This is a genomic window from Pontibacter sp. 13R65, from assembly GCF_047525655.1.
GTDB lineage: Bacteria > Bacteroidota > Bacteroidia > Cytophagales > Hymenobacteraceae > Pontibacter.
Window position 1 is genome coordinate 55,809 of sequence record NZ_JBLIQL010000014.1, and the last position, 11,981, is coordinate 67,789.

Genomic DNA, 11,981 nt, shown 5'->3' on the forward strand with positions numbered 1-11,981 from the left:
TATTTCTGCTGCAAAATGCTAAGTCATGCCTTTTACTCTTTCGCACCCTGCTCTTATAGTGCCAGTTCATCGTGTTTTTAAAAAGTGGACTTCTTTAACAGGCCTGATCGTAGGCAGTATGGCACCAGACTTCGAAAAGTTTCTGACCATGCGGCTTTCCAATACCTTTAGCCATAGCCTTGCCGGAGTTTTTCTTTTTAGCTTACCTGTTTCGCTGGTGCTCTGCTTTCTGTACCATTTAGTCGTTCGCGATACTCTCCTCGATAACCTTCCGAACTTTTTGCGGAAAAGGCTCTACCCGTTTAAGCAGCTCCACTGGATTTCTTTTTTCAGGAATAATTATTTAGTTGTTATTTCCTCTATTCTGGTGGGTGCTTTATTGCACCTCTTCTGGGATGCCTTTACCCATGAGGACGGTTATTTGGAAGACATTCTTTTCCCGTTTCAGGATAAGCGGTTCGGAGTAGTCGGGCTTTCTATCTCGTTGTACCAGTTGCTGCAGTTGCTTAGCTCGTTTTTTGGGATGCTGGTGGTAATGTATGCGCTGCTTAAGTTGCCGGCAGGTGAGGCTCCTGTTAAATGCAGTGGCATATGGCCGTACTGGTTGTTGCTACTGGCTGTAACCTTATTACTGGTGGTGGTACGCGTGCTGGTGTATGAGCCCGGCCGTAGGCTTGAAATTGCTTTTACAGTGGTGCTCGCCTTTATGATAAGCCTGGTGCTGACGCCACTGATCCGGAAGCCTGCCACCTTGCTCCGGTAAGGATGTATATTGGTTGTACCTTAAAGTGCCTGAGCAATTCCAGTAATGAAAAAGGCCTTCCAGATCCTAAAAACATTCTGGAAGGCCTTTTTCATTACAGGAATTGGAATGATGCCAACAGGTAAAAAAGTCTGTAAATCTAGTTTACTTCGTTTAGCAATGTGCTGCCAATTCTTTTCAATTCTGTTTCGGCTACTTTTGCTTCAAACTGAATATCTATTAAGCGGGTTTCGGCTACGAGTTGGTTCCGTTGAGCCTCCCGCAGTTCTATGGCCGTGAGCAGACCCAGGCGGTAGCGCTCCATAGCTATTTCGGCGTTTTGCTTTGCCAGTATCAGGTTCGACTCTTCCAGCTCCAGTAGCTGCAGCCGGTTCTGGTAACGCGTATATGCCCGCGACATGTCTGACTGCAATGCGTTTTGTTCTCTCTGCAGTGCCAGAGTATTGGCTTCTACTGCAATGCGCGAGTTCTGCACCTGCCGGTTAATTTCTAAGCCGTTAAAAATGGGCATGCTGATGGTAAGGCCATAGTTAAAGCCTTGTCGGGTGCTCTCGTTGGTACCAACCGTGTTACCAAAAATCACAGGGTCCTGCAAAGATCGGTTGCGGCCATAACTGGCGGCTAACCCGACCTCTGGCAGTCGCAGGGCACGGGTAGAACGCAGATCGTACAAAGCTATGTCGCGGTTTAAGCGCAGGCGCTGCAGAAGCGGGTTGCTAGAAAGTAATTGCTCATTAACCGTTGCCAGCTTAAGATCGTTGGTTACTTCAATAATATTATCTACCAGAAAATCAATGTTCGGGTCGCGGCCCAGCAACTGGTTCAGATTTATTTTCGAATTCTGAAGCAGTTCCAGTTGCCGGAGTAATTCTGCCCGGTCGGCATTGTAATCTACCTGCGCTCTTAAGATTTCGACTTTAGCACTTACACCCACATTAAACTGCTCTTGCGTAATGTTCACGCGCTGCTCCGAAATAGCGATGGCATCTTCAATAGAGTTAATTTTTCGAGCATTTCGCACTACATCGTGGTAAGCCGTAATAATATCGGCAACGGCAGTCTCTATGGTTGCTTTGTTAAAAAAAGCGCCAGATCGCTCGAGTGCCTGCAGTCGGTTGTGGTTAATGAACATGCGGCCTCCGTCAAAGAGTGTCCAGCTCAGGAGCACGCTTCCATTAGAGCCTCGTGTGGTAGAGTTATCAACAATACGGGGTTCATTATTTTCGAATTGGTTGCGGATGTCGTTTTTGGCGAAATCGCGGGTATAACGTGCATCTACCGAAGGCAGAAAACCTGCATTCCCGAGCGTCACATTATTTTCATTGATTTTCTGCTCTTTCGTAACAATCCGGATGTCGTAGTTGTGCTGAAGGCCAAACTGAATGGCTTGCTCTAATGTTAATTTATCCTGCGCCTGGGCGGAGCCTGGTAAATGGAGCGCTATCCCGAAAAGCAGCAGCGCAGTAGATTTTAGCAGTGACATTAAATCTCTTTTCTCTAACAGAAGTATAAACAATTTCCTAAACTAACTATAATGGCCAAAGGAGCAAAATGCTGAGTCTGGTTTATGCTGATGGCACTGAAACCAAGTAGTGCTGGCAAGGCAGGCGTAAACCTTGGCTCCGCTTGCCCCGCCAGTATCTCTCCTTATTTTACTTAATGAGCAACAGGAGTTGGTGTTGCTGTATTTGATTTTTTAATCTTTACTTCTTCCTCGTCTTCTTCTATCGGTTTAATGTTGGAATTAGAGAAGTAGGAGTATATGGCCGGAATGATATACAGTGTAAGACCGGTGGAGAAAATAAGTCCGCCAACCACTGCAATACCCATAGAGGCACGACTTTCAGAGCCAGCACCTAAAGCCAGAGCTATTGGTAGTGTACCCAAAATGGTCGAAAGGCTCGTCATCAGAATTGGTCGGAAGCGCGATACGGCTGAGTCTACAGCTGCATCAAGCTTCGACAGGCCTTCCTGTTTTCGTTGGTTTGCAAATTCCACCAGTAGGATACCATTTTTCGTTACCAGGCCCACCAGCATAATCATACCAATCTGGCTGAAGATGTTCATGGTTTCGTTAAAATACCATAGGCTCAACAATGCACCTGCCAGGGCAAGTGGTACAGTAAACATAATAATAACAGGGTCGCGGAAGCTCTCGAACTGCGCAGAGAGCGCCAGGTAAATAAGGCCAAGTGCGAGTAAAAAGGCAAACATTAAACTGCCGGAGCTCTCCGAAAAATCTCTCGACTGACCAGCCAGAGTAGTCTGGAAGGTTTCGTCCAGCACCTCATTGGCTATGTTTTCCATGGCTGTTATGCCATCGCCAATCGTTTTGCCCTTAGCCAGGGAGGCACTAAAAGTTGCAGCCGCAAAACGGTTAAAGCGATACACCTGAGGCGAGGCACTTTCTTCTTTTAGCTCAATCAGGTTATCAAGCTGAATAAGTTCACCATTTGTGTTTTTTACATATAGGCTGCGCAGGTCCAAAGGCTCACTACGGTTTTCGCGCGCGACCTGCCCCAGAATCTGGTACTGTTTGCCTCCCCTTACAAAGTAACCGAACCGCTGGCCACTAAGACCCAGTTGCATAGTTTGTGCAACATCGCGCACGCTAACTCCCAAGGAGGTGGCCTTTTCGCGATCTATCTCTACACGCAATTCCGGTTTGTTAAACTTCAGGTTAACGTCCACAAAGTTAAAGGTAGGGTCTTGTTGTGCCGCTTCCAGGAATGGAGGTATTATTTCACGCAGTTTATCTATGTTCTGAGACTGCACCACAAACTGCACTGGCTGACCTGACCCACGTCCGCCACCTAATCCTTTGTCGCCGGAGGCAAAAGCACGGGCACCTGGTATCTGGTTTATAAGTGAAGGAAGGTCGTTTACAATCTCCTGCTGCGATTTGTCCCGATCCTGGGGCTCTACTAACCGTAACCGGATAAAGCCTGAGTTAGAGTTACGTGTCATGGAGGTGATGCTGGCGATGCCTTCTACAGAGTCGTTCACGAGCGAGGTAAGTTCGTTCATGTACTGGTCCATAAACTCAAACGAAGCACCTTCCGGGCCTGTAGCGTTTATTCGGAGGCCGTTTCGGTCTTCGTCCGGAGTCAGCTCAGACTGCAGCGTAGACATTTGCCACCAGATAGCACCTGCCGATACCACTATCAGGATAAAGGCAACCCAGCGCACTTTCATAAAGCTCTCGAGGCTGCTGCGGTAGCCATCGGTAAGCGAGGCGAAAAATGGCTCTGTTTTGCGGTAGAACCAGTTTGGTTTATCCCGGTGCTTCAGAATGCGCGAAGACATCATCGGCGTCAGGGTTAACGACACAAAAGAGGAAATAATAACCGAACCTGCTACCACAATACCAAATTCTCTAAAAAGCCGGCCTGTGGTATCTTCGAGGAAGGCAACAGGCATAAATACAGCTGCCAGCGCCACAGTAGTAGAAATAATGGCAAAGTAAATTTCCGCAGATCCCTTTTTGGCGGCTTTCATGGGTTGTTCCCCGTTTTCAATACGGGTATAAATATTCTCCAGCATTACAATGGCATCGTCTACCACAAGTCCGATGGCCAGTACTACACCTAATAAGGTAAGCACGTTGATAGAGAAATCCATCAGGTACATGATAAAGAACGACCCGATAAGCGACACCGGAATGGCAACAACAGGTATGAGCGTAGATCGCCAGTCGCGCAGGAAAAGGAAGATGATAACCACCACCAGGCCAAAAGCAATGAAAATGGTTTCTTTTACTTCGGCTATAGAGGCTTTAATATATTGTGAGTTATCGAAGCCTATTGTAAGCTGCAGGTCTTCCGGCAAATCTTTTTTAATATATTCCAGGCGTCTATAAAACTCATCGGCAATCTCTACTTGGTTGGAGCCAGGCTGCGGCACCAGCACAACACCAATCATCGGAATGCCGTTGTAACGCAATACTGTTTTTTCGTTTTCAGGCGCAAGCTGGGCATAGCCTATGTCGCGGAAACGAATCAGACGATCTGCATCCTGTCTTATTACCAGGTTGTTAAACTGTTCTGGTGTAGAAATACGCCCCATCGTTCTTACCGAAAGCTCTGTTGTAGCGCCTTCTATGCTACCCGAAGGAAGCTCCACGTTTTGGCGTGTAAGGGCACTTTGAACTTCTATGGGAGTAACTTGTAAGGCAGATAGTTTGTCGGGGTCCATCCAGAGGCGCATGGAGTAGCGTTTATCGCCCCAGATCATAATTTCGCTGACACCCGGTATAGTTTGGAGTTGCTCTTTAAATACATTGGCACCAATATCTGATAAGTCGAGCAAAGTACGCGACTCGCTCCTGATGCCCAAGAACAAAATAGGGTTGGCATCGGCATCGGCTTTGGCAATGGTAGGAGGTTCTGCGTCTTCAGGCAAACGGCGCTGAGCTCTGGCTACCCGGTCGCGTACGTCGTTGGCGGCCGCCTCCATGTCTACGCTCAGGTTAAATTCTACTGTAATGTTGCTGCTACCATCGCTACTCGTAGAAGTGAGTGTTCTGATACCGGCGATACCGTTAATAGACTCTTCGAGTGGTTCTGTAATTTCTGATTCAATTGTTTCGGCGTTGGCTCCGGTGTAGGTAGTGCTAACGTTCACGATAGGAGGGTCTACGCTTGGATATTCCCGCACACCCAAATACGTAATTCCAATAAACCCAAAGACCATAATCGTAATGCTCATTACGATAGCCAGCACAGGGCGTTTGATACTAATGTTCGATAAACTTGCCATGAATGTAGAGTTAATTCCGGAGATTGGCTCCGGCAGTTTTTTCTGATAGCAATTGCGTGAGGGTGTATTCACGCAGGTTTAGGTTGTTTAGCTACCGGGTCAGTTTTGGGTGTAACTGGCCAGAACCATAGTGCCTAAAACAGCCAGAGAGCTATTTTCTTCTGGCTGTTGGTTGGGTGGTTTTCTTTGTTTTGCCACAAGAAAATTTTTGGCAGCACAAAGTTGAATTTTACGTTTACTCGTCGGTAGATGAGTTTATGTTGCGCACCTTCAGGTTCGAACCAGGGCGGACCTGCAAAATGCCGGACCGGATAATGGTGTCTCCGGGTTCTATTCCTTCAGTAATCTGGATTAGTGTTTCGGAACGCTGACCTATTTTTACCATTTTAGGAACCGCCTTTCCTCCCTTTGCTAAAAATACCTTATGGCCGGTGGCCTCTGGTATAATGGCCTCGGTAGGAAGCAGAATAGCTTCATCTACATCTTTTAAAGAAATTTCTACTTTTACAAATGCCCCAGGCTTTACTTCCTCTTTCTTGTTATCGTACAGAGCGCGTACTACCAGGGTGCGGGTAGCAGGGTCTATGTTCGGTGCCAGGGCATAAATTTTAGCCTCATAACGCTCGGGGTTTCCTTCCGAAGTAAACGTAATTTTGTCTCCCTCCTTTAGTTGATGGCTATAGCGGCCAGGTATGGCAAATTCTATTTTTACCGGACTAACATCTACCACTCGTGCAATAGGTGTGTTGGCCGATACATAACTGCCCTCGCTAATGCTTCGCATTCCAATTATTCCATCAAAAGGAGCGCGAAGATAAGCTTTGTCGAGGCTAGCTTGCAGTGCCTGTATATCGGCGTTGGCGGTGGCCAATTGGTTGCTTACCTGGTCGTATTCCTGGCGGCTTATATACTCTTTCTCCAGAAGCGTACGCTGGCGCTCTTCCATATCTTTGAACAGTTTCTGGTTAGACCGTAGCTTTTGAAGCTGCGCCTGCAATTCCTGCGCATTCACAGTCAGGAGGAGCTGGCCTTTCCGAACACGGGTTCCCTCTTCAAAATTTATTCCTGTTACTCTGCCGGCAATCTCACTAATTAGCTCCACTTCTTCGTTAGGCAGTACGGTGCCTGTAGAAGTTATCTTGTTTTGGAAAGCCAACGGGGATACTACAAATACATCTACTGCTACTCGCTGCGCCATGGGGCCACCTTTGGGAGCATCTTTTTTTGCTGTTCCATTGTCAGAGAATACCTTGCTCACAAGCAAGTAAGCAATTGCCGCGACGGCTACTAGCACCAGTATGGTTTTAACAGGTTTGTTCATGTAATGTTTTTGCACGTAGTGTGCTATTAGGAGTATTGGTTTCTCAAAGTTATTAAATATACATGGGTGGCTAAAGCAAAAAAACAGATGAAATAATCTGTCTTAGCGTTTAAACATTAATAAGGTGTTTTCTTTTGTAGAACCCCAACCCACGTTGTAAAGTTCTTTTGGGCTGGCTAAACTTAGAAATAGTAAAACACCTGGCATGGATTTCCGATTTCTCCTTAGACAAAGATCATGCCCCCAGGTTTAATTCATTTTTATTTTTTTTCAAAAAAGATGAAAACAGAGAAGGAAAACTTTTTTCAGAATGTATATGAGGTGGTAAAGCTGATTCCGGAAGGGAGGGTTACATCTTATGGGGCCATTGCGGCCTACCTGGGGGCAAAGGGTTCGGCCCGGATGGTGGGTTGGGCCTTGATAAGTTCACAGCCGTTTGCAGCTATACCGGCGCACCGGGTAGTAAACAGAAACGGACAACTTACCGGCAAGCAACATTTTGAATATCCTGATGCTATGCAGGAGCGCCTCGAGCAGGAGGGGGTTAAAGTGGAGAACGACCAGGTGGTAGAGTTTAAAAGCCTTTTCTGGGACCCAGCTAAAGAACTCCTATAAGCAGCAAAAGCCCAGGGGCATCTGTTTGGCGATTTGGAAAAAAAGGAAATGAAAATTAAAAAGCCTTCAGGAATCATAATTGCTGAAGGCTTTTTAATTTAAAGTGTGGCAGTTCTGTATGGTGTGTGTTGGAACTGGGTAGATAAGAGCATATTGCCTTTTTTATCGGCTTTGTGTACTAGCTTGGTAAAGGTGCCATCATAGTGAAAGACATAAGGCCACTGCTCCGGATGGATCATTGTTTGTACGTGGTGTTACGGCAGTAATTTGGGAGAGTGCCAGCAGGATCAAGCTTCCTGAAGGATTAGAATTAACTAATTTGACATCTGAAGGGAAATTGTGATGTGTTAACAAAGAATTGCTTAATTTTTAAAGCTATTACTTAGAATCTGCAAGAACAGGTGCTGTGTAGTTGTATTTGTGAGTCAGGATTAGCTTGCCGTTTTCGTCTGGTTGATGCACCATTTTACTGAATGTGCCATTGTCGAAAAATACGTAGCGCCATTGCTCGGGAATATACTTTTTAAATAGCTTGGTGTTTTTAGGTCTTACAGAGAATAGGAGAAGCGTATTAAACTCAGGAAACCATTCTCCTACAAAAAGTTTCTCTTCTTTGCCAGTAGCAGGGTCTGCCACCACATATTCGAACTGGTTCTGGTTTTCTACAAAGCGCAAGTAACCATCAAATGTTTTAGTATACCCATCAGCCATTTCTATTTCGCACAACTCATGCACGTTATTTCCCTTACCTGAGGAGTTATAGGTGGCTCTACCTGCCCAAGTGGCTAGATCTTTTTTTTCTGATTGCCATGCTGATTGGTTTACCTGCCATTTTCCTATTGTTTTCTCAAGTAAAGAAGTGGCATCACAACTCGTGAGCCTTACCTGTGACTGCGCCATAGCGGCGTAGCCATTAAAAGCTAGCATCGCAACTGCCATCAGGATTGTTTTTAAATTTTTCATGGTAATTTATTTAAGCGTAAAGATTTTAACTAGGTGTCTAATAGCTTTTTGTGAATTTTTATTTAGGAGGGAGAATAGTTTTATCTCTTATTCTTGAGATATAAATAAGTGTGAAACCAGCTGTTTAAAAGATCGAAGTATGGCTGTGGGCTTTTATTGTAACTCAGAAGCAACACTCCCGGCGGGAGTATAGTGGTAACGGTGCCCCATGTGGAGATCACCTTTTTTGTCGGTGTAGTGTATGATCTTGATAAATGAACCGTTGTCGAGAAAAATGTAGCGATGCTGGCCAATTTTAGCTTTTCGTTTTTTTAGTAGCACCTCGCCGGTAAGTAGAATGGTTTTGAACTCGGGGTAATAGTGGCCTGTGTACAAAGTTAATTCTTTGCCTGTGGCAGGGTCTAGCTTTACAAACTCAAACTGGTTTCGATCCATAGAATAGCGTAGGGTACCTTCTTCTATGTAGGAAGTTCCGTCGTCTTCAGATATTTCTAGCTGCTCGTGCATAATAATATCCGAGGCTGGCTGGTGAATGGCAGTACCTGCCATTCCGGTCATTTTCTTAATTTCAGGGTGCCAGGTTGATTTATCAACATACCAATTGCCTGCAATTCTCTGAATAAGGTAGGTAACATCGGAATAGGAAAGAGGTGTAGAGTTAGGGTCAGGCTGAGCAGCGGAGGAGTAACCTACTGGCAGCACGGCTGTCAGCAGGATAAGCAGGAATCTTTTCATGATGTTATTATGGTGGTAGTGTGTCCGGAATGAAAGCATGCTGCGCTCTGGCTAGCATTTGGGCCTATAAGCAGAAAAGAGCGACTTTTGCTGCATCTGCGTTGGTGGCGCTTATGATAAGCTTGCAGCTACTTTCGTATATGTATGGGCAGCATGGCTGGCAAACGGTGGATACCGGGAAGATCGGCGTGTTTGCAGAAGGAAGGATCGGTAAGCTTGCTCTGACTATTCTGGTTTAACAGTAACACAGACTATAGCAGGTGGTAAGGCTTTGCAGCCCATTAATAGGCGCATGTGGGAAGATGGCAGTAGAGTTGCCAAGTTAAAACAGCTGCTAAAAAGCAGGGCCTGGTGCAGGTAGATCCTGGTCCTGTCGACCAGTAGGAGAAAGTTTTTATTTATGGGTGTGGCTGCCGAAACAACCCTGATAAAGTTGATTTAGAAGCTGAGTTGCCTGCTTTTAAACCAGTTGGAGGTTAAAAAAGCCTGGCTCACGACCCGCGAGCCAGGAATTTTATTAAGTTTATTTTAGCTCGGCAGTGGCAGCAGCGCTTGCGGGGGTAAAGTTGTACTGATCAGTTAAAATCATGTTACCTGCTTTGTCGGCTTTATGCACCATCTTGGTGAAGGAACCATTTTCCTGGAACACATAGCGCCACTGGTCAGGTTTTGCATTCTTGTTTTTTGTTGCTGGTGTTGCGGTTAGCAGTATAGTTCTGTAGTTGGGATACCAGTTTCCGGTGAACAAAATTACATCTTTGCCTGTATTGGCATCTTGTTTAACAAACTCGAACCGATGTCGCGACTTTGAGTAGCGCAGGTGGCCTTCCTCTGTTTGCAAAGTATTATCGGCCAACATTATTTCAGACTGCTCGTGCACCGATACATCTTTTACGGAAGGGCTAAAAGTAGCGCTGCCAGTTATTTTGCTCATTTCTTTTTTCTCAATATTCCAGCTAGATTTGGTTAGTTGCCACTTTCCTAAAGTCTTTTGTAGCAGAAAAGAAGCATCGGAGTAAGATAAATGAGCGGCAGATTGAGCTTGAACAGAGGCGGAAGACCAAGCCAGCAGCACTACTGCCAGCAAGAAGATTACTGATTTTTTCATTGTTTTATTTTTAGGTTTTAGTTGCGGTGTTATCTAATGTTGTTGTTTTTCAGTTAGATAACGATACAAGTATAAGACGAAAATCAACACTGGAATTTTGTTTTATACAAACACCCATAAGCAATAGCTCTACCTGAATATTCTCTAGACAAAATCCATTATTCTCTTCTATAAAATCTACTAAAAAGAAGCAGGATTTTGGCCTGGTAAGCTAATTAGCAGCCATAGGAGATGCAGTGGTTTATCTGAAAATCCGTATTTAAGAAGTGTGTGGGGAAGTGCAGGGCTGTGGAGGTGTGTAAAAAGCCTTTAATTATTATGAATTAGAGCCGGTAACTTATATCTTATGTAGAATTGCTTACAGGCAGAATTTGCCGACGAACCCGGCGAACTTGCCTGCTGCCAGCGCTTCTCAAAGATTACAAGCTAATTTTTACTACTGTGAACGATATCTCGAAAAAGAAACAGTTTTACCCTATTGTTTCTCAGCTACGCAAATACCTGAAGGCCTATGATCGGCAACTGAAGCTGCCCATAAGCTACGAGGATCTGCTCCATTTTACAGAATCGTTTCCGTACTACGACAAAAAAGGAAACGATACGCTCTGGGAAACCGTGATGTACGGGCATCAGGAGCAAAAAGAGTTGAACCTGGGGCTTAAGGTAATCTATGCCATTCTGAAAACAGACGGCGATATGTCGGTTATGGAGCACTTGGTGGTGTCGCGGATAGACTATTGCACCTTTGGCAACTCGCATCCCTTCCGTGTCCAGATCATGAACCAGATCAACGACAACTACGACTACTTTTATGTAAAGCATGCCGATGCTTCCAGGGTGTATGGGCTGGAACTGGAACATTTGCTTTCGCCCAGCCGCATTAACTACCTGGTGCACGACGATACGCTTATAGAAGAACACATTGCCGGTATTCCGGGCGATGTGTTTATGAAAGATTATCTTAACAGACCTGTTACCAACAGAGTGCGTATTGCCAAAGAGTTCGTTAAATTTAATGAGCGCTGCTTTGTGCGCCTGCTTGGCGATATGCGTGCCTACAACTATGTAATAGACATTACCCCTGACTTTGAAGAGGAGCAGTACCGGGTGCGGGCCATCGATTTTGACCAGCAGTCGTACGAAGGCCGAAAATCTATGTACCTGCCACAGTTCTTTAAAGACAACAACCGGGTGGTGGACCTGGTGGTAAATCTCCTCGACAAACAGGCTATAGAGCAATACCGAAGCGAAGAACGCACACTTTTATACCGCAGGCTGCGCATGAAAACGGTTCGATACCGGCTAAAGGAGCTCGTGGACTGCATGCGGGTAGACACCATTTCTACTCCTGATAAAGTGGAGCAACTGAAAAATGAGCTTGCCAAACACCATAAAACAGATGAGTTTCTGAAATGCAGAAGCATGGGAGACCTGGTGCGGCTCAATATTAAAACAGTCCTAACCAGAGATGCCCGTATCGCCTCCGGAAAGTTTAAGATCTAAGTCAGCAGCAAATTGTGTGGCGATGAATCTATGGTTGGGTAGGTATAGTTGCTTAGAGCCCTGAGCGTGTGTTCATTCAAAACACCTCCGGAAGGTCATTTTTATTTAAATAATTTCGGTTTGTCGGAAAACCGGATCTAACAACTATCTATTAGTCACCGAAGTGTAATAACACCAGTCCAAATAAAAATGCAGCTATTTAGTTTATTTCTAAA

Annotated in this window: 11 protein-coding genes; 4 read left to right on the plus strand and 7 right to left on the minus strand. The window is 45.4% G+C overall.

The window, feature by feature from the left end:
- The first annotated feature begins 25 nt into the window (after positions 1-25).
- On the plus strand, positions 26-763 hold the full coding sequence (locus ACMA1I_RS15785; protein ID WP_337069372.1) for a DUF4184 family protein: 738 nt from the start codon (positions 26-28) through the stop codon (positions 761-763).
- Between the two features lie 139 nt (positions 764-902).
- Here the strand turns inward: ACMA1I_RS15785 and ACMA1I_RS15790 are convergent, their stop codons facing one another.
- From ACMA1I_RS15790 to ACMA1I_RS15800, 3 genes are all read right to left on the minus strand, one after another.
- The gene (locus tag ACMA1I_RS15790; RefSeq protein ID WP_337069373.1) at positions 903-2,246 is read right to left on the minus strand and encodes a TolC family protein; all 1,344 of its coding nucleotides are present in this window, start codon (positions 2,244-2,246) and stop codon (positions 903-905) included.
- Positions 2,247-2,419: 173 nt separating this feature from the next.
- Positions 2,420-5,521, minus strand: coding sequence for an efflux RND transporter permease subunit (locus ACMA1I_RS15795; RefSeq protein WP_337069374.1), 3,102 nt, complete (start codon positions 5,519-5,521; stop codon positions 2,420-2,422).
- A gap of 235 nt (positions 5,522-5,756) precedes the next feature.
- Positions 5,757-6,842: an efflux RND transporter periplasmic adaptor subunit gene (locus tag ACMA1I_RS15800; protein WP_337069375.1), complete on the minus strand. Its 1,086-nt coding sequence runs from the start codon at positions 6,840-6,842 to the stop codon at positions 5,757-5,759.
- Between the two features lie 279 nt (positions 6,843-7,121).
- Here ACMA1I_RS15800 and ACMA1I_RS15805 point away from each other — a divergent pair, with 279 nt between their 5' ends.
- A complete protein-coding gene (locus tag ACMA1I_RS15805; RefSeq protein WP_337069376.1) occupies positions 7,122-7,457 on the plus strand; it encodes an MGMT family protein in 336 nt (111 codons plus the stop codon).
- A 98-nt stretch (positions 7,458-7,555) separates the two neighbouring features.
- On the opposite strand, the gene ACMA1I_RS15810 is transcribed toward ACMA1I_RS15805, so the two are convergent.
- The 3 genes from ACMA1I_RS15810 to ACMA1I_RS15820 form a co-directional block, all read right to left on the minus strand.
- Positions 7,556-7,696 carry a hypothetical protein gene (locus tag ACMA1I_RS15810; RefSeq protein ID WP_337069377.1) on the minus strand — a complete coding sequence of 47 codons (141 nt, stop codon included), beginning with the start codon at positions 7,694-7,696 and terminating at the stop codon, positions 7,556-7,558.
- Positions 7,697-7,835: 139 nt separating this feature from the next.
- Positions 7,836-8,420 carry a hypothetical protein gene (locus ACMA1I_RS15815; protein ID WP_337069378.1) on the minus strand — a complete coding sequence of 195 codons (585 nt, stop codon included), beginning with the start codon at positions 8,418-8,420 and terminating at the stop codon, positions 7,836-7,838.
- 153 nt (positions 8,421-8,573) lie between these two features.
- Positions 8,574-9,155 (minus strand): hypothetical protein, encoded by a 582-nt coding sequence (locus ACMA1I_RS15820; protein ID WP_337069379.1) that lies wholly within the window; start codon positions 9,153-9,155, stop codon positions 8,574-8,576.
- A gap of 29 nt (positions 9,156-9,184) precedes the next feature.
- Here ACMA1I_RS15820 and ACMA1I_RS15825 point away from each other — a divergent pair, with 29 nt between their 5' ends.
- On the plus strand, positions 9,185-9,394 hold the full coding sequence (locus ACMA1I_RS15825) for a hypothetical protein (protein WP_337069380.1): 210 nt from the start codon (positions 9,185-9,187) through the stop codon (positions 9,392-9,394).
- A 284-nt stretch (positions 9,395-9,678) separates the two neighbouring features.
- Here the strand turns inward: ACMA1I_RS15825 and ACMA1I_RS15830 are convergent, their stop codons facing one another.
- Positions 9,679-10,263: a DUF1579 family protein gene (locus tag ACMA1I_RS15830; protein WP_337069381.1), complete on the minus strand. Its 585-nt coding sequence runs from the start codon at positions 10,261-10,263 to the stop codon at positions 9,679-9,681.
- A 441-nt stretch (positions 10,264-10,704) separates the two neighbouring features.
- On the opposite strand from ACMA1I_RS15830, the gene ACMA1I_RS15835 reads away from it, so the two are divergent.
- Positions 10,705-11,766, plus strand: a complete 1,062-nt coding sequence (locus ACMA1I_RS15835) for a hypothetical protein (RefSeq protein ID WP_337069382.1) — start codon at positions 10,705-10,707, stop codon at positions 11,764-11,766.
- The last annotated feature ends 215 nt before the right edge of the window (positions 11,767-11,981 follow it).

Bases quoted from the DNA above. Each gene is read 5' to 3' on its own strand.
- ACMA1I_RS15785 (WP_337069372.1), top strand. From the start codon at position 26: ATGCCTTTTACTCTTTCGCACCCTGCTCTTATAGTGCCAGTTCATCGT.
- ACMA1I_RS15790 (WP_337069373.1), bottom strand. From the start codon at position 2,246: ATGTCACTGCTAAAATCTACTGCGCTGCTGCTTTTCGGGATAGCGCTC.
- ACMA1I_RS15795 (WP_337069374.1), bottom strand. From the start codon at position 5,521: ATGGCAAGTTTATCGAACATTAGTATCAAACGCCCTGTGCTGGCTATC.
- ACMA1I_RS15800 (WP_337069375.1), bottom strand. From the start codon at position 6,842: ATGAACAAACCTGTTAAAACCATACTGGTGCTAGTAGCCGTCGCGGCA.
- ACMA1I_RS15805 (WP_337069376.1), top strand. From the start codon at position 7,122: ATGAAAACAGAGAAGGAAAACTTTTTTCAGAATGTATATGAGGTGGTA.
- ACMA1I_RS15810 (WP_337069377.1), bottom strand. From the start codon at position 7,696: ATGATCCATCCGGAGCAGTGGCCTTATGTCTTTCACTATGATGGCACC.
- ACMA1I_RS15815 (WP_337069378.1), bottom strand. From the start codon at position 8,420: ATGAAAAATTTAAAAACAATCCTGATGGCAGTTGCGATGCTAGCTTTT.
- ACMA1I_RS15820 (WP_337069379.1), bottom strand. From the start codon at position 9,155: ATGAAAAGATTCCTGCTTATCCTGCTGACAGCCGTGCTGCCAGTAGGT.
- ACMA1I_RS15825 (WP_337069380.1), top strand. From the start codon at position 9,185: ATGAAAGCATGCTGCGCTCTGGCTAGCATTTGGGCCTATAAGCAGAAA.
- ACMA1I_RS15830 (WP_337069381.1), bottom strand. From the start codon at position 10,263: ATGAAAAAATCAGTAATCTTCTTGCTGGCAGTAGTGCTGCTGGCTTGG.